This window comes from Legionella saoudiensis (genome assembly GCF_001465875.1).
In the GTDB taxonomy this organism is placed as follows: Bacteria; Pseudomonadota; Gammaproteobacteria; order Legionellales; family Legionellaceae; genus Legionella; species Legionella saoudiensis.
On the sequence record NZ_LN901322.1, the window covers coordinates 174,895 to 195,880 of the forward strand.

Here is a 20,986-nt window from a genome sequence, read left to right on the forward strand (position 1 = left end):
GACTAAATTTGTTTAGAGAGTTTTCTTATTTAAAGAGGCTTAGACAGAACGAATGAAAGATAAATCAATATTGCTTGTAGAAGATAACGTTAAGTTAGCAAATTACCTCAAAGAAAGCTTACAAGAAGCAGGTTATGATGTTTCTATTGAAAAACGTGGTGATAGATCGGTCTATCGCATCATTCGTGAGCAACCTTGCCTAGTAATATTAGATATAATGCTTCCTGGCATGAATGGAGATCAAATATGCCATACCATTAGAGATGAGTATTTGGGAAAAATACTCATGCTAACAGCAATTAATGATATTGAAAGTGAAGTATCCTCTTTAAATCTAGGCGCAGATGACTACTTAACTAAACCTGTTGCAGACGAGGTTTTGAAAGCAAGAATAGAGGCATTGTTACGTCGACCCAATTTAGTTAATAATCAAAATCAATTTCACTTTGGCAATTTTTCTATCAATTTTAGTACTAAGAGTGTTCAGCTCTTTGATGAAGAAATTTCAATAAGTACCAGTGACTTTGAAATGCTTGCTTTGTTGGTTAAGAACCATGATAGGTTGCTAAGTCGAGATAGCATTATGTATGCTCTTTCTGGGCATGAATATGATGGGGTTGATAGAGGTATCGATTTAAAAATATCACGTTTAAGAAAGGCATTGAATGATAATAATAAAAAGCCCTATCGTATAAAAACAATTCATAAAAAAGGATATATATTTGTATCAGCGGCTTGGGAATAAATATAGATCGCAGCCACCAATCTTATGTAAGACTTATCAAAAATAGTAAAAAATTCTTTTGCCTCGACCTTGGGATTTTTCGTCCAGTTATGAAAGCTTCACCCAATATATCGCAAATCTATAATCATTTACCCTCGACAAAAGTATCATTTTAGAACGATTGTACAATATATATACATTTGAGCCGAGTGTTTTTGATAAAATCAACCTATTATTTTAAGTAATAGTCGAGATGAGCCATGAAAGACGCTGCAATAGAAATCTTAATATATAAACCAGATCCAGATCATCCACTGCCTGAAAATCAGAGAGGTGTGGTGATAAATCCTCACTTAAAACAACGGTTCAAGCAATTTGTTCCAATTGGCGTCTATTTAGAAGGCTCTGATTTGAAGTATTATTTTTTCGATCAGTGTGATAAATCCCCAAAAATCTATAATAGTTTGGATGAACTCAAACGAGACTTACCGGAAGAACTAGACAATATATTTGAGAAAAACCCAAAATTATTTATTATGGGCCATGCTGGTGGTGGCGAATATGGTATGGGTAATTGCCATGGCCCAAGTGAGCAGTTATATGATGATAATTTTGATAATTTATTACATGGTTTTAAACGAGCATTGCCCGCACATCATGGTGAAGTTTTTGTGACTTTAGAAGGTTGTAATACAGACAATCAACTTAATGCTGCAGCAAACTCACAGGAAAAAACATTTTTAGAAAGAGTGTCAGTGAAACATCCAAAAATCACGTTTGGTGGAACTGGACCATGGGATGCGCAAGATGTACAGACCGGCTTCCGATCCCTTTCGCCGGCATCCCCTATCACATCGATGGCAGGAAATATTTGGAAGGCTGGAAACAGTGTTATTTTTCATCATGGTGAATATCAAGTTGCCGTTCGAAAATCTTTATTTGCCTCAACACAAACAGCTAAAGAATTAAAAGTTAACACCCTAGAATATGCCCGTGCAATTCTAGGTAAAGACGAAGCCGATGAACTGATAGAAAAAATCGCTTTAAATCGAGATATTTTAAACATTCAAGATTTAAAGAAAATTGAGGGTTTTCCAGAATTGCGATTTGAAGGAGAAGATGTTGCAAAGTTTGTTGAACAGGAAAACCAAATATTAGGTAAAGAACAAGAAAATTATTTAAACCGTGTCCGTGATATCTTAGGTCGGGCGGACCCTATAGAACAACTGACAGATAGAGATGTACTAGAACTTCTCTTAGGTTTAAAAGAACCTTCTGTATTTAAAGGTCATGAAGACTTGCTAGAGTCAATTCTGGCTAATAAAGCTTTGTTAAACCTGGCGATGGTAAGTTGTGGAAAAGTCCTTATTGGTGGCCCAAGTAATGATAGCGTCATTGCTTTATTATTAAAACATGGCGCTGATATTAATAGTGCTGATAAAAAAGGCATGACGGCTTTGCACTATGCGGTACAGAATTTTTATAATTATAGAAAAGAACCCTTACATCTCATTAAAAAGTTATTAGAGTGTGGTGCTAGTCTTGAAGTGCGAAATGAAAAAGGACAGACTCCTATCGAGACAGCGCAAGAACATAGCAAAGATGGACGAGTAACTGCTAGTGATAAGCTTCTCGCATCTTTGAAATCTAGCAATTCGCCACCAACTCCCTTAGAACTAAAACAATCTGTTAGACAAATATTTCAGATGAGTCAACACAAGGCTGATGAACTACTTTCATTACCTATTGCGAAACGTGAATATAGCAAATGTAGTGAAGGCACTCTTTATATTCCTGGAGATGTAGTGGAAAAATTGCATGGAATCTTGCAATCTGCAAAGGGGAATAATGAACTATTATCGGCGTTTGAATCAGAGATTAGTATGGTTATCAGTGCTCTTGAAAAAGGCATTGGAACTGGAGAAGTAGTTGATGGCGAGGAAGATGAATTTATCCCTAAACGTTTTGAAAATGCAAAACTCAAGTTAACAGCGGTTATGGACGCACTGATTGTGATGAAACAAGAGGTGGATACTTCAAAAGATGCTAAAGTTGGAGACCAACTCCTAAAACTAAAATCTTAATCGCTAAGAATATCTTGGAAGTACTAGGGTGAATCGAGCACCTTTTAATAACGGTGATTGTGTAGCCATAACCTTTCCTCCATGGAGATTAACAACTTTTTTAACAATAGCTAATCCTATCCCAATATGTTTATCTCCAATTTCGGCGTCTTCGGCAATCGTATATTCAGAAAAAATGTCATCCGCACCATCATCCGGCAAGCCTGGACCATCATCGTCTACGTGAATTAAAATATGACTATTATCCAGCGAAATAGTTAAAGAAATAGTGTGCGCTGCAAATTTCATGGCATTTGTAATCAAATTGGTAACAGCATTTTTTAAAATATTTTCATCTATGTATGCTTTCAAAGAATTTAACTCATTAGAATGAAATGTAATTTCAAATGTCGAGGAAGAATAAGACTCTAATAACTTTCTTAACCATTGTATTATATCGGTCTCAGACCGTTTTAATTTCAATTCGCTTGAATGCATTTTTGAGTAAATCAAAAAAGTGCTGACGAGACGATTCATACCTGCAATATCTTCTTGGATGCTGTTCAGCTGTTTATTGAGTAGTTCATCTTCAGTGTTTTTCCTTTTGATACTATCCGTCGCCATTTGTATGGTTGACAAAGGGGTCCTAATTTCATGCGCGACAAACCGGCACATTTGTTTATGTGATTCAATCAGTTCTTTTAATTGCTCACCCATGTGTATGATATTTATATACAGCCCATACAAAACAGAGGTGGGACCTATTTTCCGATGAAAATCAAAGTTCCCTTGACTGAAATTTTTAGTTATCTGATACACCTTTTTCATATTTCTAACAAAAAGCAATGAAAAAAAGGCAATAAGACAAATGGATATAAAAAAGAAGGTTCCTATAAAATAATACATAACATCACTGATTCTTGCCATAACTGGCAGATAGCTTAGTGGGCCAATTTTGAGTATTCCACCACTAAAATTATAATAGAGACTAACAATTTGTGACGAGTTTTTATTTGTTTCAAATACTAAACGCTTTGTTGATAAAGAATTAATTATATTACCTGGTAAGTGTTTACTTTTAGTTTTATAAACATGAAGAGGAAAACCATATATTTTTTCTAACTGTGATAGTTCATTACTCCTTGTATTTTTTGATTTTGATAATAAATGTTGAACGATTTGTTTTAAAACAGGATTCATATAATTAAAAATAATTTCGCCAGGATCTGAAAAATTGTAAGCTAATGCATACGGGGTATTACCAATTTTTTTATACGCAGTATGTTCTACAATTACCTCGTTTAGAAATTGATAAGTTGTACCTGATAAAAAAATGATTTCACCATTATTTAATTGATTATTCTGCGCCAGGGTGAGTTTTAGACTGTCGATTGCTATAAGACGAATAACATTATCTGTTTTTTTCTTTATTATTGCATCCCAGTTTGATTTCGGATTATTAATTAACTCTTTTTCTAAACTAATTAAAAGTCCTTGTGACGTCGTTTTTCCTGCATTAACAACTATCTTTGTCTCAACTGACTTTAAATATTTAAAAAATGCCAAAACAAGAATTAAAAAAATCACGAAGAACGCAGTCAAAATTTTAATATAAATATTAAATTTCATTACTATGCACTCTAAATAAGAATAATAGATGCCTTTTCACAAGAAAGTACTCTGGATTATCTTTGATAATTTCAATATCTAATTCTGGCATAATTATCCTACGTTTTGTCACTCTTTATAACTCTTGTAATTAGCCTATTTAAGGCATTCAAATTATCGATATTCGTTATGGCCTCATCAAATAATGATAAAGTCTCTGGATCGTGTGTTTCTAAATACTTGAATGCTTTTTTTGGACCTTGATAACGCAATTCTTTGAATACAAAATAATCCTCTAGAATTGTGAAGATTGACCAAATATGGCGATATTTCCCTTCTAAATCTCTAGTATACGCCCTTGCCAGCATTTTTTGATACCACACTCTACGTGCTGTAATTTCATCAGGAGGGAGGGACTCAGGCAATATTAAAAAAGCAGAGAGTTTTTTTAATAACTCTGTGCCAAAATAAGCTTTTTCAACAACAACGATGCCATCTGACATACATAAATGTTCATCAGAAATTGAATCAAAAGCATTCTCTGGATAAACAAAAATATCATGATAAACTTGATGTGCTTCATCAAAGCGTGCAATTCGTTGCTTATCTCCTTTTTCCCTAATCCCTGCAACATCATAATCACTGGTTACTGTGAAGTCTCCTCGTGCGCGCGAGCCATATAAAATAATTGTATGGCAATGATGTAAAGATATTAATTCATCAACAATGAATTGCAGAACAGCATCATTTTCTAATGATATTTTCTTTTGTGTCATTTCCTTACCTTCTTACTTTGTAACCATAATACCAACGGCTCCCTGTGGTGGAACTGGTTTGAACCGTATGATCTACTCCTGCTGGAATCAATACTTCTTCTCCAATAGCAGGTTTTAACGTTTTATTGCCCATGGTTAAAATCCTTCCAAATTTGACCTGGGGGATCTTCCCAAACTCAAAACTAAAGCCACGAGAGCGCCAATTGCTCTCAATTATTGTTGTATCCAGCATTTAGGCTCATTATTTAAAATCATTCTTTAAATTTTACACCACTGGAGAGCATCAACACCACAACCAATGACTTCAATGATCTTGTGTCGAGACTGAAGGCATCTCTTTATTTAAATTTGACTTTTAGGGACTTTGAATAAGACAGACAGGTATCGCACTAATTCCATGTTGGCTTTATCTTCAATAGAAGGTGCCGCGATTTTTATCTTGAGTTCCCCTCCAACAGCACCTACTACTTGATTGCATTTGGCGCCGAGTTGAATAAGCAAACTAAGAATTAATCCATTATCCTTTTGTTTATACCCCGGATATAGGTAAATCATCTTGCTGTTCCATTATTTTATCCTGCTTTTACTATTCTATTGAGACTCGCTTTTTTATGTATAATATTCTCTTGGTAACTATTTAAAGGGAAGTTTTTTATGTTAAGTAAGACTTATATTTTTCTCGTCATTTTTTATGCATTTTAACTTCCAAAAATGAATAATCTACTACCACTTTTCAAATGGGGAACCGATTACCTGGTTTCTAATGGCTACGCAATAGAGCGCTCGCCAGAAATTGTATTGTCAACACCGTGGTCTCATGTGATCCGATTTGCAACATCAACAGAGAATTTTTATTTAAAACAAACACCACCATCTTTTTTTCTATCTAATGAGCCCAAAATCATTCGAGTATTGTCATCCCAATTCCATGCCAATGTGCCCGATATAATTGAAATTAATGAGGATTTACATTGTTTTCTAATGAGGGATGCGGGTATTTCTTTGCGTCAAACGCTTAAAACCAATTTCAAGCCAGAGCTATTATGCCAAGCAATAAAACAATATGCCACAATTCAACGCAGATCTGAAGAGTGTATCGCTACGTTTCTCAAACTTGGTGTACCCGATTGGCGATTAGATCAATTACCCTTTCTTTATGATCATATCTTAAAGCAAACTACTTTTTTAAAAGCAGAGGGACTCACCGATAAAGAATTACAAACACTACACGTCCTAAGCCCGAAATTTTCAGCACAGTGCAAATTATTAGCAAGCTTTAAGATTCCTGAAACCATTGGTTATCACGATTTTCATGATAAAAATGTTCTTCTTGATCCAATTACTAAAAGAATGACGTTTGTTGATTGGGGCGAGACCGCTATCCTTCATCCATTTTTTTCGTTACAGACCTGTTTAGAACAATCGATTACTCACCATGGGGTAACAGAAGGTGATTCAACCTACCAGAAATTTCAAGATGCTTGCTTCGAAAATTGGCTAGGATTAGCGACAGAAAAACAACTGTTAAATGCATTCATTGTTGCCAAACAGATCCGGCTATTTTGGAATATACTCGCATCTAACCAGTTTATGCTCAGTGTGGATCGCCAGGCCTACAAGGCCTATTATCCCAATCAACCTAGTCCGATAGCAGGTGGTTTTAAAGCACTTCTTGAAGGCATCCATTAGTCCCAAAAATTAGTTACTATTAGAAATAATCATAATAAGCAGCTTATTAGTTCTATAAATATTCATGATATACTACAGGCATAATTTGGCAGCAGTATCTTAGTACAACAATGTCCCGAACTGAACGCTTGTTTGATTTAATTCAATTATTACGACGTCATCGATTACCCGTAAGTGGCAAAAACCTTTCAGAAGAATTAGGCGTAAGCCTACGCACTCTTTACCGAGATATAATAACCTTACAATCCTTAGGCGCGCCCATTGAAGGTGAGCCCGGTGTTGGTTATGTGCTTAAATCTGGTTTTATGTTGCCTCCTTTGATGTTTTCAGATGATGAAATTGAGGCAATGGTGCTAGGATCACGTTGGGTTGCACAACGAGCGGATACTCAACTTAAAATCGCGGCCCAAAATGTACTTGCAAAAATTTCAGCAGTCCTTCCTACTGAATTAAAACACCAATTAGAAACTTCTGGACTCTTAGTTCCCCCAGGAAAATGTGCCGAAAGTAAAGATAGTGATCTTATTCTCATACGCAAAGCGATACGTTTAGAACGAAAAATCGAATTAGAATATCAAGATCTCCAAAACAATCATTCGACACGAATACTCTGGCCTATTGCGCTCGGCTTTTTTGATGAAGCGCATCTCATGGTGGGTTGGTGTGAACTAAGGCAGGACTTCCGCCACTTCAGAACCGATAGAATTCTTCAATTATCCATTAAAGAACAAAAATATTCCGAACGCCGACAATCCCTTTTAAAGAAGTGGCGCACCCTACATAATATTCCCCAATCCTATTGAATGATACTGACAAAAACTGTCATGAGTCTGTTTTATATTCTTCAATGAATTTAACGAAATAAAAAACAGGAAAAATCATGACATTCGATCCCAATTTAGTTCTATTTTATGTGAGCAATATAGAAAAAAGTACTCATTTTTACTCGGAATTGCTCAATACTCAGCCTATCCACACTGAGCCTGATTACACCATGTTTCTATTAAAAGCGGGTTTGCGATTGGGATTATGGTCTCAAAATTCCGCACTACCTGCACCAACTGCATTGGGTGGCGGTAGCGAACTCGCTATTTTGGTTCCCGATGAGCAAGCCGTTGATGAACTTTTTAAAACTTATCAAACTAAGAATTTTAAAATGATACAAGAACCAACACCGATGGATTTTGGTTATACGTTTGTAACCTGTGATCCAGATGGTCATCGAATTCGCTTTTTTTCAAAGAACGGATCATGAACCAAAACTGGCTGGCTGTCGCCTGCGCGTCCCACGTGCAAATTGGAGTGGAAGGAGGGTTTATGCAAGTTTGCCACGGTAAACTCGCACCTCTAAAGAGAATAAAAGCGGACGATTGCATCATTTATTACTCGCCGACGCTGCACTTTAAAGGCATTGAAAAACTGCAAGCATTTACCGCAATCGGAATCGCTCTACCAGGTGAGCCCTATCAAGTGGATATGGGTAATGGTTTTCATCCATTTCGACGAAATGTACTTTGGACCAATAAAAGGATTGATGTTTCGATATACACGCTTATTGAATCGCTCGAATTGACAAAAAATACCAAGAATTGGGGATACCCATTTCGTTTTGGCCTATTAAAAATCAGTGAAGCGGATAAACGCATCATTGCCAATGCCATGCAGGCTTATATTAAATAAAAACTTCTACTTTGGAGCCTTATATGACTGTTATTATACCCCAATTGACCCAGATTCAAGAATTTAAAATAACTGGAATGAGTGTAAGAACAAAAAATGAAGAGGAATTTAATCCTCAAATTGCGCGGCTGCCTCATCTTTGGGAGCAATTTCTTCACTCAAAAATCAGAGCACAACAAGATAGCCCAGTTTATGGCGTATACCACCACTATGAGTCCGACTCATCAGGATACTATACAGTCACTGCGGGGATAGAAATTGCGAATGAATCCAAAGCCACGCACTTGGATACAGTCACTATAAAAGCAGGCAACTATCTAGTTTTTGAAGCAATCGGTCCTAATCCCTCAGCAATCATTAACGCCTGGCAAACTATTTGGAAGTATTTTACTGAGAAACCAAAATACCAAAGAACCTATTTCATTGATTTTGAGCTCTATAAAACTCCTCGTGAAAGTGCAGTATACATAGGCATAAAATAACTAATATAAGATATTAACTATGACAACAACTCTAAATAATACCGAAATGATGGATTCACTCAAAACACTTAGAAGCGAGCTTGAATTACTCAAAAAGCCTGATTCGCAGCCAAAAGGCAATCTATTATAAAACAGGACCAGGAGATTATGCAGAGCATGACCAATTTATAGGTGTTAGCGTCCCTGATTTAAGAAAAATTGCCAAACGTTGTCAAGCATTACTGTCCCTTCCCTTGTTACAAGAATTATTGTACTCGCCTATTAATGAAGAACGATTATTAGCCCTGTTGATTTTAGTAACCCATTATCAAAAAGGAAATACAGACCTAAAACAAACGATTTTTCAATTTTATTTAGCCCATATCAATCAGATTAATAACTGGAATTTGGTTGATGCTTCAGCCCATTGGATTGTTGGCGCGCATTTATTAGATAAGGACAAGAAACTCCTCTTCACTCTTGTAGAAAGTACTAACCTTTGGGAAAAGCGTATCGCCATAGTCGCAACTTGGTATTTTATTCGAAACAATCATTTTGAATGTACACTTAAACTTGCAGAAAAACTGCTGTGTGACAACCATGATTTAATTCATAAGGCGGTTGGCTGGATGTTACGAGAAGTAGGAAAACGTAACCAAGCTATCCTCATCGAATTTTTAGATCGCCATGCTTACCGGATGCCAAGAACCATGCTGCGTTATGCCATTGAACGATTGATTGAGCCAACGCGAAAAACTTATTTATTAGCTAAGTCAATCGATTAGCTTGTTAATCTAAGTTACACGCAGTAGGTCCATCCCCAATGGGTTAGAAAAATATTTTTATCTTCTTCTGACTGCTGAGCAGTTTTATTTTTTCCAAGTAAAACCTGTTCAAGATAATAACGGCCATCTTCAAAAAATCGTTGCAGCTGGTAAAACCGGCACAATTCATGATTAATGCTGCATGTGGGGTTTAATTTTAAATAGTACTGAATCAATGGAGCCTGTTCATAATGCCAAAGATCTCTTTCAATCGGTGCAATTTTTATTCCATCCCAATCAACCAACCAAACATCAAAAGGGGTTTGTAGCACATTATAATGGTGAGGGTCCCCATGAGTTAGAACAAAAGGAAGTGACTTTTGGCTGAACTGCTGTTGCCATTCTTGTAGTTGAGATAACTCTTGTAACAGTTGCTTTTTATGACGTTCTAGTTGCGCCAGCATTACTTCGGCATGTGTTCCCTCAATGACCTCAATCGCGTTATTAATCCAATCCTTTATCCCTAACGCATAATGAATATCAAATTGCTCTGTCTCAAAAAATGAAAACGTATGAGTTGGAATTTGATGCAATTGAAAAAGAAGAGCAGCCATTTTATCTGCCAAGAGCTGATTGGGCGAATAAGATGGATGAACCCCTCCAATATAATCAAACAAAGTCAAAATCAATTCATTAGTTCTGAAACAATAACGACCATGAATATCTAAAACCATATAGGACAAGTTCCTCATGCCAAATTCGCTCCTGAAGCGATTTAAAGCAATACCTGTCTTGTTGAGTGAATCAATAGTAGGTTGGATTGGAACAAGCGATTGGTCTGCGGGATAAACTTTTAGAAAGTACTTTTGATCTGTATTTGTCTCAACAATAAATCCATAAAAAGAACCCACCTCAACAAAATGGAGCTTTGAGATTATAATCTGATAACCTTGATATAAAAGATCCATCAGCTGCTCATCAGAATAATTTAATTCTCCACGATGCATCTCTAGCCCTCTAATTATTCATACTTCACATCAAATTGCTGTTTTTTCCTAATCAATTCGATAAGCTTCATGGCCAGAGTATTAATGGTGTCCTGCGAAGAATCAAGAATAAAACCACCCATTTCACTGGTTTTCTTTTTAAGAAATAGAGCCCAATTATTCATGTGGACATCGGCTAACTCAGGTTGATTGCGAAGTACACTCAACCGATGCTCCCGTGTAGCTTGCTCCGTATGCAAACAAATCAGTAAATAATTTTCTATGTCCTGCTCTTTAAGTGGTGCTAAAGCAAACTCTGGATTGAACTGCCCTTCAAGGAAAATCAGTTTTTTATCATGAATCTGTGTTAAACGTTCAATCCAACGTTTTGTAGTTATTTCTTGCCATTTTTCAGTTGAGCCGTATTCTTTGATCATGTCATCAAAGCTGGGAACACCAATGCTATCAAAAAAATGAGAAGAAATGCTCCCCTTTGGGTATTGCTGTTCGATTTCTTTAAGTAATGTTGTTTTCCCAACTCCAGATGCACCTGTAATGAGTACAATCAATGGCTGTAAAGACTCGCAGTCGTGCATAATTTTAAATCCATAAACGTAACAATTTGCTTATTATAACTGATTTGAGTTTTGCTGTGCGGGCATTGCTACTTTTCTGTGTTCAAAAATGGTTTTTATATGAAGAGGTAAACTGGCGTACCAACAACCATAATTATGACCGCCAATAAATTCAGGCTTATGAATAAGTATTCCCTTCTTTTGAATAACGTCAGCTATTCTCCGATTGGCTTCAAACGTGGAAATGGATTGAGTAGAGCCATCTTTGAACTCTAAGTCTACTGGGATCGTTTCATAAGTACCGACATCAAAAATAAATTGAGTATCGGGATTCTCTTTATGGTATTTTGCAATTATTTGTTCTAAGTCAGTCAATTTTTGCATTTCCAAGGAAGGCGATAAAGCAATAACATTACCAAACACAGTTGGATTGGTTAAAGCAGCATAAAAAGCAGCTAAACCACTGGCACTTTGGCCAACAAGCGTTATTAGTCTTGCGTCTTGAGTGATATTTAACTGGTTCTTATCATGTAACATCCGAATAAAATCATCCGCTAAAAATGAGGTGAATTCATCATTACAATTGTATTCGTGCATACGATGAATACTTGAATACTCCAGAAACACTGCAACACAGGAAGGAATACTTCCCTCTTGAATGAGCTTATCTAAAATAAGCGGCACAGGCATGGGATTTAAATAATCACTACCATCTAAAAACAAAATCATAGGATAAGGTGTTGCCTGTTTGTCGTAATCAGGAGGCAAGTAGACCTGAGGGATCCTCACCTTTTGATTCATAAGAGGATCCCCCAGTTATTTTGTTGAATATCATATAGGTCAATCTGACACTCTATGCTCTTTCTAATCACCTGGCACCCTAGAAAAAAAAAGGACAAGACCCGCCTATGACGATAAGTATTCGCCTGAAAATCATGATGTAGGTTTATTTTTTCAGCGCTATAGCCTACTATCCATGCAATGAAAGAGGCTAAGGAAGCAAGCAAGAGCCAAACGATATAGCGTTTCACATTAATGGTGATGTTTTCATTCAAACTTAAGCCATAGTATTGGCTTTTAGTATCACGAAAGCTTTCCTCGATGGTCATCCTCAACTTGTAATATTTAATGATAAGCTCTTCGATATGATTTCCAGATAAAGAAGAGGAGAGAATCCAAGGTTCACTATTACTTTTTGCATTCTTACGAGATGTCCTATTTGTTAAAATTTTTCCGGTTTTACCTCGCTGCTTTCTTCCTCTAGCAGTTTTTTTATAAAGGTATATCTTCGTGGTCATTGGATTTGTTTTAGCAACAACTACCGAACCTACTTCTTGTGGTTTACTAGTGGCGTGTTGAAACAACTCAGATAAGGGCTTAAAGCCGGTGCCGTCATCATAATGAACAGAACCATTTAAGCGCCCTATGTAATCCCATTCCAAAGCAAGAACTGCCTTAAACCATGGATTCTTAAATCCCGCATCAGTAAGAATGCAAGGCTTGCAACCAATCGGCAATAATGACTTTAATTGAGCAAGAAACTCTAGATGTACCTTGGTATTTCCCTCTTTTGATTTAGGATGCACCTCTTCATAAAGAGTAATGCTGCGTCCCTGGGCCGCTAGAGATGCTCTTAATAAACAGTGTTCTCCAGAGGAGGTTAAATGACTTCCGGGCATACTTGACCAATCAACAATTAAAAGCGGAGTCATCATATGACTTACTGCTTTGTGAGTAATAGCACGATAAATCTCTAGATTGATTTTGATAAAATGGATTACCTAGAAACCTATCAACACGATTTATGGCAGAACACTCTTTACCATCTATCTTTAAATGCCTGCCTAACGAAGTGAGTTTTAGCTCTTTGCCTCGTAAAACTCCCTCTATCAAAACAGATAATGTATCTATCCTTGTTTGATGAATTGATGTTCCTAATAATTCTTGTACAATAGCCGCAACATGCATAACTTAATAACTCTTATTGATTCTTCGAAAAAACCAATTAGAACACTTCTGTTATGCATGTCTAATTTTTTTTACAATAATACATTGTTTTTTATATATTATTTCTATAAAAAACTGAGGATACCTCAGGCAAGTAGACCCAATATTTTCGTGTCGATTGTTCAATATTTTCGTAATAGCCTGGAACATTTTTTAAACTGCTCTCCAAGAAATTGAGCTCAAAAGCAAAAAATCGATGCTCTTTTTTGCATTGTTCGCGATGCTCTTTTGCTTTATCCAAAGAACAAGAAATTATAAAAGCTGGCGCATTGGGTAATTCAATAATGGATTCCTTGCCAAAAAACTCACCGGGATTGTCATAATCCATATAATAGGTCATTTCCTGTTTATTTCTTGGATCTGTTTGAACACATCCTTGATTAAATAAATGCATTAATAACATTTGTGATTCTTTGAATTTTCCTGTTGGAATGGGATAGAAGTTTTCAGTATTTTTTTGTTCTGGGAATTCCTCTTTTGCAGTATCCTGATCAACAATGAGTACATTATATGCAGAGCGAAAAGTACGGGGCAATGTAAAAGTTAAATATCTAATATCAGTGTTTGAAATCGCGTTAAATTGACTTTGCAAAGAACAAGGTAATCCAGTAAATGTAGACCACAAGTAAATTGTTTTTTTATCACTTTCTTCTCTATATAAAAAAGTGACTAAACACTCTGACTGATTTGGAGCATCTTCAATAATGGGTGTTTCAACCTTAAGCCAAATTTCATCTTTCTCATCCATGGAACTCGCTGCAGCTAATTCCTCAATAAGATGCTGTAAATAAGGTGAATCATATTTTGGCATATATACTCCAGTAAGGTTGTCATTTCCTCATCTTATCCATTTTAGAATATTTTTCAGAGAAGTAGGTTTAGACTCACGGTTGTTCATGAAATAAAGCAATTAACTCTTTACTGGAAGAACATCCTAAAGAATCCATTAATTTAGCAATCATTCCTTCAACTGTCCTGTAAGAAACATGAGTTTCTCGGGCAATTTCTTTAGCTGTTTTACCTTGTGCCAACAACTTCAGGTATATGGCTTGTTGTTCAGATAGCTCAACTTTTGTGTGGGATTTTTTATGGTATAGGGTTAAATCTTTTTTCTCCAAAATTGATTTTAGGTTTTTTTGAGGTAGTATTTCTTCATTCCCCACTACGGCCGTCACAATACAACGCGTATGCTCTTCTAATTTTCCATCATCACCATGAATAGTGAGTGTAGCAACCTCTTTATATAAACTATCGCGCTCATCATGTAATCGGTCAAAAAAATCACTCAAACTTGGTATAGGCAATAAATTTGTAGTATTTCGTGCAGTCCGATCGATTTGGACCGGAGTACTCACATCCAAAAATACGGTCATTTCATTGCGCAATAATTGACGATTTTTTAAAGACAAAACCACACTGGAATCGGTTGTCACAACAATATGCTCTTGGGTGCAAAGAGAGCTTAATATATCAAACTGACAGTCATAAAAAGCATCGCTCCCAAGACTTCCGAGTATCTCAGACAAATGTCGTCCAACATGAGATTCTAACCCAAAATCTGCATCAATAAATTGCCACCCTAATAATTGAGCCACGGATTTTACTAATAATCCTTTACCAGCACCATGATGACCAACAATAAAAATTCGTTGAGGTTGATTCACTCTTACTTTCTCCTAACTGCAAATAATATAATAATTATACAAATAGACCATAAGATGCATCAATACGTAGAACTACGTGAGTACCGAGTATAGAATTATTATTCTAATCTAACAGAAGAATTAATTTTGGGAAAAATAGCAGTATTTTTTTCTTCCGAGCATTCTCTTGAGAGTACACTGATTGATAAGATAACAAGCAAAACATTGATAACAATTTCTATGAGTAAATATTCTATGCCCAACTATCTGCATCTCGCCTTACAATCTGAACGACTTAAATTAATCCCTATTTCACTAAACTATGCCGAAGATTTATGCAAAGAATTTACTGCTGAAATTACAGAACACATGTGGCCAAGTGCTCCGAAAGCTCAAGAAGAAATTAATCAACATATTTCTGAACAACAAATCAAAATGCAGGAAGGCACTGAAATTGCATTAGTCATTTTAAACGAAGAAAACCAAGATTTTTTAGGGTATGCCTGTCTGCACCAGGCGAATACGAAAACACCCGAATTGGGTATTTGGTTAAAGAAAAATGCTCATGGATTTCACTATGGTTTTGAAGCAATGAACTTATTAAAAGCGTGGGCTGAAACTAATCTTGTTTATGATTATCTAAAATATCCAGTTGTAAGACATAATATCCCAAGTCGCAAACTCGCCGAAAAAATGGGTGGCATCATTCAAGATGAATACATCAAAACAAGTGAATCAGGCAAGTTGCTTGATGAAGTAGAATATCGATTTTATGGTGTACCAATGACAAATACACAACCCCATGAAAAAACGAATATTACTGAAAGCCTAGTGCGCGAGCTCATTGCTCAGCAATTTCCACAGTGGTGTCATCTGCCTATTCAAGCTGTAAAAAATAGCGGCTGGGACAATAGAACTTTTCATTTAGGTACAGAAATGCTCATTCGCATGCCAAGTAGCGCCGAATACGCAGGACAAGTGGAAAAAGAGCAAACGTGGTTACCCCGATTAGCCCCACATCTTCCTCTTCCCATACCCGCACCTCTTGCGATGGGAAAGCCCAATACCCTGTATCCTTGGAAGTGGTCCATTAATCAGTGGCTTCCTGGAGAAACGGCAGCAGTTACTCCCATTAATGATTTACCTGAATTTGCACATGATTTAGCTTTATTTCTTAAAACGCTTCAGAGCATCAATTCAATAGGTGGTCCTCTTGCTGGGCCCCAGAGTTTCTATCGTGGTGGGGATTTAGCCGTTTATGATTCAGAGACACGCAAAGCCATCGAAGACTTGAAGGACCATATAGATTTTCATGCTGCAACGCAAATTTGGGAAAAAGCACTATCCACCTCATGGCAGAATCCAACAGTATGGGTCCATGGTGATGTGAGTGTTGGTAATTTATTACTTTCTCAAGGAAAATTAAGTGCGGTGATTGATTTTGGCCAACTTGCAATCGGTGATCCTGCCTGCGATCTTGCTATTGCCTGGACATTATTTGAAGGAAAAAGTCGGAGTATTTTTTTAGAAACACTAGAGCTTGACTCAAAGACTTGGGAACGAGGACGCGCCTGGGCTTTATGGAAAGCAATGATGTATCTTGTGAATCAACAAACGGAGATGAATTTTGAAGCAAAAAGAGCATTGCGCACGATTCATGAAGTGATCGAGGATCATGGGCAACTATCATGAAGAATCCTCACATAGAATGGGCACTTAGTGCCTTAAACAATTTAGGATTTCAAATTGAACCCACCAAGCCCGAAATAATTCTCGAAACAGCCTGGTCAGAAGTGTGTCGCTTTCAAACCAACTTTGGATTGATTTATTTGAAGAAGGTTCCTTCTGCATTGTCATTAGAAGCCAACGTCATTTTGCTACTGCAGCAACAATTCAATGCTTCTGTTCCGCAAATCTTGGCTCATAATCAGGAGCTTCACTGTTTTTTAATGCAAGATGCTGGCATTTCTTTGCATGATGTCTTTAAACAGGAATTTAGACCTAACCTTTTAATTGATGCCATGCATCATTACACAAAGCTGCAAATAGACTCAGCTGTTAAAATAAACCTGCTTCTTGATTTAGGCGTCCCTGATTGGCGCCTGCAACAATTACCAAGACTTTATAACCAATTAATGGATGAAGAAGAGTTATTAATTGGCGATGGATTAACTCAAAAAGAATTAAAAAAATTAAAAAATTTAGAGAGTAAAGTACAAATCCTTTGTGACCAATTAGCCAGTTTCAAAGTGCCTGATACTTTTGGTCATGCCGATTTTCATGATAAAAATATCTTAGTGAATCCCAATACTCATCAAACCACGCTGATTGATTTAGGGGAAGTTGTTATTACTCATCCTTTTTTCTCATTCGTTAATTGTTTGTATCGGGCAACAGAACATTTAAAACTACCAAGCAGTCAATATAAGAAATTACAGGAGGATTGTTTTAATAACTGGCTCTCGATAGAGTCCTCTGCGCATTTGTTTGAGATCATTTCAATTATTGAACAATGTTGGGCTATACATGCGGTGTTGGGCGAATATCGCCTAATTAAAAGCATTGACCCCATCGCATCAATAACACTGCGTCGACAAGGCCGATTTGCTGGAAAATTAAGAGCTTGGATAGAACAATAAAGTGCTATTATTGCCGGACCAATCGAATATTTTCTCTATCAAAAGGACTATTTTCTGTGGAGCGATAGGGGTTAATATCCAATCCTCCTCGCCGAGTATAACGTCCATAGATTGATAATACTTCCGGTTTACAACAGTTCATAATATCCACAAAAATCCGTTCAATACATTGTTCATGAAACTCATTATGATTTCTAAAGGAAACAAGGTATTTTAATAAGCCTTCTCGATTGATCTTTTTTCCTTTATACGCAATTTGTATGCTTCCCCAATCCGGTTGATTAGTCACCAAGCAATTTGATTTTAATAGGTTAGAATACAATCTTTCTTCCACTAACTCGTTATGAACACTAAGAAATGATGGCTCAACCAAATAGACAGAGCATTCAACATCGAGGTGGTCAATGCACTCGCCTTTCGGTATTTGTGATACAGCGTAGTGTTTCGTTTGCTCCAAAAGATAAATTTTAACTGAAACTGGGGATTCAATACGTGCTTCTAAATCATTTTTTATCGTATTCTCTAACTCATTAATACTTTTTATTTTAGTGTTATTGAATGAATTAAAATAAAGTTTTAATGACTTGGATTCGATGAGTTTGGGCGAGTTACAATCATAAAAAATTTCACCAATCCCAACCATCGGTTTACCTTTTTCGTTGAGCCAAGAGACTTCATAATGATTCCAGCAGTCAAAACCCACAAAAGGAGGATGGGCAGGATCAATGCCAATTTCTTGTCGCTTACCTGCTCTGGGAATAGGATAGAGTCGATTGGGATTATAGGTGGAATCATAGTCTGATTTTTTACCTAACTCTGATTCATTAACGGATTGATATTTTTTTAATACAGCATCGCTCATAGTATTTAACTCCAATATTTCAATAATTTTTGCACTACTTTGCCAATTGATTGGCTGGTTTATTTCCAGTTGACTGGCAATATACGTTAACAAAGAGGCTGCTTCATTTATTTTATTAGCCTTTTCGCTCAGTTCGCGTGCTTGAAGGCTCATTGATGCAGCCAGATTAAAGTTTGGATTCCCAAGGATTTCTTTGATAGTAGATAAAGAAAACCCAAGGAATTTTAAGGTGATAATTTGTTGTAAAATGAGTAAATCAGTTTCAGAATACAAACGATAGCCAGAATCAGAGCGCTTTGTTGGTTTTAACAAACCTACTTCATCGTAGTATTGCAATGACCGAATTGAAAGAGAGGTCATTTGGCTGATTTCTTTAATTTGATAATATTTCATAAGCATCATCTCCTTAATTGATGATTCTAAGCTATCACGCAACGTGAGGGTCAATAGCTATTTTATTTCAGAGAATAAAGAAATTGTTTGTTTCATGTTAAGATGTGCCGCTTCATAGTTATATTTACTGCATAGTGGTTATTATGAGTCCAAATTCTATTCAATTAAATCAAAATCATGGGGGACCACTCCATTATCTTGGAAATAGGTACCTTACTCTTCCAGATTTGACAGGACATATGTCCCCTGATACTAGCTGGTTGAGTGAGCATTTCTCTGTATTATTGGCAAATAATAAGGGCCAAAAATACAAAAAAGCCATTGAGCCTTTTTCGGGATCAGCTTCTTGGAGCATGGCCGCAATGGAGATTGGCCTTGCAGAGGAATATATTATCAATGACAGCAATAAAATTTTGATTAATACACTTCAATTAATTAAAGATAATCCTGTTCTTGTCAAAACCTCTTATGCTGCCTTAATAAAAAAATATGATGCCTCCCTATCGAAAAAAGATTTTTTTCTGGAAGTGATTGGGAATTACAACCAAACAACTGATGAAGAAAAAGCATTATTACTCCCTTTTATCATTAATCATTCATGGGGAGGAATCCTTTTTTATGATACGGAATTGAATATTATCTATCGCGAAGGTGAGCTCTTTGAAGGAAAAAATGCTGATCGATTTCTTGAACATGCGAATTTGTCGTTGGAAATGTTCTTGAGTGAGATTGACCGAGTATCTAACCTTCTTAATGTGAATCAAGTTTCATTCAGAAGTGGTGATTTTATGGACGTGATTTCGATTGCTGCACCAGGTGATTTTGTGGCGCTGAATCCTCCTTATCCAGAGAATGAACACTCAACGTTTGAAAAAGCTGGGATGTATACTGAACTTTATTCACCTGAAAAACTACACAAAAATTTGGTTCACATCATTCAACATCTTGAAAACCAAGGTATTCATTATTACATGACTTATGGGTTTTATAATCCCAAATTCAGAAACTATGTCTTAGCTAATAAAAACCAGCAACCAATTAATTATTTTCGTGTTCTCGGTTATAAGCATTGTGCTTTTGGAATAGGCCTTGATCAGATGTACTTTACTTCCCAATTTTCAATTCCCAAAGGTATAAATATATTCAAAGCTGAAGAGGTTTTAGCGAGCCAAGATTTAACACCTGAAGAAGCACTAGAACAATTTAAACGACTTTCCAAAAAATGTTTTGCTGCTATTTACCGAGCTTTTATTAAGCCTGGGCTTGAGATGGAGTATCAAAAGGCCTGGCATCAGGTCGCTTCCTATTTTGTGCAATATCGCGGAGCGTTAGGTTCTTGCCTGCATAAAACTAACGATGGTATGTGGCTTGCCTATTCTCGTTGGCCAGATAAAGCGACTCGAGATGCTTCTTGGCCAGGCGACAGTGCGCCATCTGAGATGTTACCCGATGAAATTAAAAAAGCGGTTATAACCATTCAAGAGAGTATTGATCAAACGCAAAAACTACCCGAAATTACTATGGAAGTTGTCGATGATTTATTGTATTCAAACTAATTTTAAAAGATATAACTCATGAATCAATCGCAAATGAATTACCAACTAGAGCTTGTTATGGACGCCAAGCTACTAGAACAGCAAGATAAAATTATTCGTGATGGGATAGTCAATTTTAATGCTCCTTTTACAGGAACCAAACCAGAGCGTTACTCAATCTATGTGAAAGATAACGAAGGTACTATTATTGGCGGTGCTATTGTATATGCTCATAAAAGCTCAATATACGTTGATGTCCTCTGGGTTAATGAAGAATACCGTGGTCTTGGTATTGGTGCTGAGATATTACACAACGTTGAAGTCGAAGCAATTAAACGAGGGATTCCAGCATCAACATTAGATACTTTTTCTTTTCAGGCAGAAGGGTTTTATTTAAAACAAGGCTATCAGCATTTAGGAACAATTAACAATTACTTAGAAGGACATGATCGGATCTATTTGAGAAAACAATTGAAGAAAGAGTAAAGGCATATCCCCCCATAAGAGAAATATGCCTTGAAAAAGAACAGAACAAACGAAGCATCTACTCTCCAAAGTTGATCTTTTATTGGAACTGATCG

The 20,986-nt window shown here is 36.4% G+C and carries 23 protein-coding genes; 12 read left to right on the top strand and 11 right to left on the bottom strand.

Going from position 1 to position 20,986, the window contains the following annotated elements; genetic code table 11:
• Positions 1-52 precede the first annotated feature (52 nt).
• Both BN3124_RS05110 and BN3124_RS05115 read left to right on the top strand, forming a co-directional pair.
• Positions 53-745 carry a response regulator gene (locus tag BN3124_RS05110; protein WP_014845061.1) on the top strand — a complete coding sequence of 231 codons (693 nt, stop codon included), beginning with the start codon at positions 53-55 and terminating at the stop codon, positions 743-745.
• A gap of 239 nt (positions 746-984) precedes the next feature.
• Entirely contained in the window at positions 985-2,808 is a 1,824-nt protein-coding gene (locus tag BN3124_RS05115) for an ankyrin repeat domain-containing protein (protein ID WP_058533735.1), read from the top strand.
• A gap of 3 nt (positions 2,809-2,811) precedes the next feature.
• Here BN3124_RS05115 and BN3124_RS05120 read toward each other — a convergent pair whose 3' ends face one another.
• From BN3124_RS05120 to BN3124_RS05130, 4 genes are all read right to left on the bottom strand, one after another.
• The gene (locus tag BN3124_RS05120) at positions 2,812-4,416 is read right to left on the bottom strand and encodes a sensor histidine kinase (protein ID WP_058533736.1); all 1,605 of its coding nucleotides are present in this window, start codon (positions 4,414-4,416) and stop codon (positions 2,812-2,814) included.
• Positions 4,417-4,514: 98 nt separating this feature from the next.
• Positions 4,515-5,171, bottom strand: coding sequence for a nucleotidyltransferase domain-containing protein (locus BN3124_RS05125; RefSeq protein WP_014845058.1), 657 nt, complete (start codon positions 5,169-5,171; stop codon positions 4,515-4,517).
• A 4-nt stretch (positions 5,172-5,175) separates the two neighbouring features.
• Positions 5,176-5,403 carry a cupin domain-containing protein gene (locus BN3124_RS16760; RefSeq protein WP_230849084.1) on the bottom strand — a complete coding sequence of 76 codons (228 nt, stop codon included), beginning with the start codon at positions 5,401-5,403 and terminating at the stop codon, positions 5,176-5,178.
• Positions 5,404-5,513: 110 nt separating this feature from the next.
• Positions 5,514-5,726: a DUF167 domain-containing protein gene (locus tag BN3124_RS05130; protein WP_058533737.1), complete on the bottom strand. Its 213-nt coding sequence runs from the start codon at positions 5,724-5,726 to the stop codon at positions 5,514-5,516.
• A gap of 156 nt (positions 5,727-5,882) precedes the next feature.
• Here BN3124_RS05130 and BN3124_RS17165 point away from each other — a divergent pair, with 156 nt between their 5' ends.
• From BN3124_RS17165 to BN3124_RS05160, 6 genes are all read left to right on the top strand, one after another.
• Positions 5,883-6,860: an aminoglycoside phosphotransferase family protein gene (locus tag BN3124_RS17165; protein ID WP_058533738.1), complete on the top strand. Its 978-nt coding sequence runs from the start codon at positions 5,883-5,885 to the stop codon at positions 6,858-6,860.
• A 110-nt stretch (positions 6,861-6,970) separates the two neighbouring features.
• Entirely contained in the window at positions 6,971-7,663 is a 693-nt protein-coding gene (locus tag BN3124_RS05140) for a helix-turn-helix transcriptional regulator (protein WP_058453057.1), read from the top strand.
• 77 nt (positions 7,664-7,740) lie between these two features.
• Positions 7,741-8,115 carry a VOC family protein gene (locus BN3124_RS05145; RefSeq protein WP_058533739.1) on the top strand — a complete coding sequence of 125 codons (375 nt, stop codon included), beginning with the start codon at positions 7,741-7,743 and terminating at the stop codon, positions 8,113-8,115.
• Positions 8,112-8,540 carry an EVE domain-containing protein gene (locus BN3124_RS05150; protein ID WP_058533740.1) on the top strand — a complete coding sequence of 143 codons (429 nt, stop codon included), beginning with the start codon at positions 8,112-8,114 and terminating at the stop codon, positions 8,538-8,540. The genes BN3124_RS05145 and BN3124_RS05150 overlap by 4 nt, the downstream gene beginning before the upstream one ends.
• A 23-nt stretch (positions 8,541-8,563) precedes the next feature.
• Entirely contained in the window at positions 8,564-9,022 is a 459-nt protein-coding gene (locus BN3124_RS05155; protein WP_058533741.1) for a GyrI-like domain-containing protein, read from the top strand.
• Between the two features lie 80 nt (positions 9,023-9,102).
• Entirely contained in the window at positions 9,103-9,786 is a 684-nt protein-coding gene (locus BN3124_RS05160) for a DNA alkylation repair protein (protein WP_230849085.1), read from the top strand.
• Positions 9,787-9,800: 14 nt separating this feature from the next.
• On the opposite strand, the gene BN3124_RS05165 is transcribed toward BN3124_RS05160, so the two are convergent.
• From BN3124_RS05165 to BN3124_RS05190, 6 genes are all read right to left on the bottom strand, one after another.
• Positions 9,801-10,772 (bottom strand): phosphotransferase, encoded by a 972-nt coding sequence (locus BN3124_RS05165; protein ID WP_058533743.1) that lies wholly within the window; start codon positions 10,770-10,772, stop codon positions 9,801-9,803.
• 14 nt (positions 10,773-10,786) lie between these two features.
• Positions 10,787-11,347, bottom strand: coding sequence for a P-loop NTPase fold protein (locus BN3124_RS05170; protein WP_058533744.1), 561 nt, complete (start codon positions 11,345-11,347; stop codon positions 10,787-10,789).
• A 33-nt stretch (positions 11,348-11,380) separates the two neighbouring features.
• On the bottom strand, positions 11,381-12,127 hold the full coding sequence (locus BN3124_RS05175) for an alpha/beta hydrolase (protein WP_230849086.1): 747 nt from the start codon (positions 12,125-12,127) through the stop codon (positions 11,381-11,383).
• Complete coding sequence (locus BN3124_RS05180; RefSeq protein WP_330138871.1) at positions 12,124-13,104, bottom strand: IS4 family transposase; 981 nt, start codon at positions 13,102-13,104, stop codon at positions 12,124-12,126. Before BN3124_RS05180 ends, BN3124_RS05175 begins: the two co-directional genes overlap by 4 nt.
• Before the next feature lie 281 nt (positions 13,105-13,385).
• Positions 13,386-14,081 (bottom strand): enterochelin esterase domain-containing protein, encoded by a 696-nt coding sequence (locus BN3124_RS05185; RefSeq protein WP_230849087.1) that lies wholly within the window; start codon positions 14,079-14,081, stop codon positions 13,386-13,388.
• 136 nt (positions 14,082-14,217) lie between these two features.
• Positions 14,218-14,997, bottom strand: coding sequence for a shikimate kinase (locus BN3124_RS05190; protein WP_058533746.1), 780 nt, complete (start codon positions 14,995-14,997; stop codon positions 14,218-14,220).
• A gap of 219 nt (positions 14,998-15,216) precedes the next feature.
• Between BN3124_RS05190 and BN3124_RS05195 the strand changes: the two genes are divergently transcribed.
• Both BN3124_RS05195 and BN3124_RS05200 read left to right on the top strand, forming a co-directional pair.
• Positions 15,217-16,668, top strand: coding sequence for a GNAT family N-acetyltransferase (locus BN3124_RS05195; protein ID WP_230849088.1), 1,452 nt, complete (start codon positions 15,217-15,219; stop codon positions 16,666-16,668).
• Entirely contained in the window at positions 16,665-17,615 is a 951-nt protein-coding gene (locus tag BN3124_RS05200) for an aminoglycoside phosphotransferase family protein (RefSeq protein ID WP_058533748.1), read from the top strand. Before BN3124_RS05195 ends, BN3124_RS05200 begins: the two co-directional genes overlap by 4 nt.
• Before the next feature lie 7 nt (positions 17,616-17,622).
• Here the strand turns inward: BN3124_RS05200 and queF are convergent, their stop codons facing one another.
• Entirely contained in the window at positions 17,623-18,879 is a 1,257-nt protein-coding gene (gene queF / locus BN3124_RS05205) for an NADPH-dependent 7-cyano-7-deazaguanine reductase QueF (RefSeq protein ID WP_407927376.1), read from the bottom strand.
• Positions 18,880-19,013: 134 nt separating this feature from the next.
• Here queF and BN3124_RS16765 point away from each other — a divergent pair, with 134 nt between their 5' ends.
• Complete coding sequence (locus BN3124_RS16765; protein WP_078061486.1) at positions 19,014-20,426, top strand: DNA adenine methylase; 1,413 nt, start codon at positions 19,014-19,016, stop codon at positions 20,424-20,426.
• 18 nt (positions 20,427-20,444) lie between these two features.
• Positions 20,445-20,891 (top strand): GNAT family N-acetyltransferase, encoded by a 447-nt coding sequence (locus BN3124_RS05215; RefSeq protein WP_058533749.1) that lies wholly within the window; start codon positions 20,445-20,447, stop codon positions 20,889-20,891.
• The last annotated feature ends 95 nt before the right edge of the window (positions 20,892-20,986 follow it).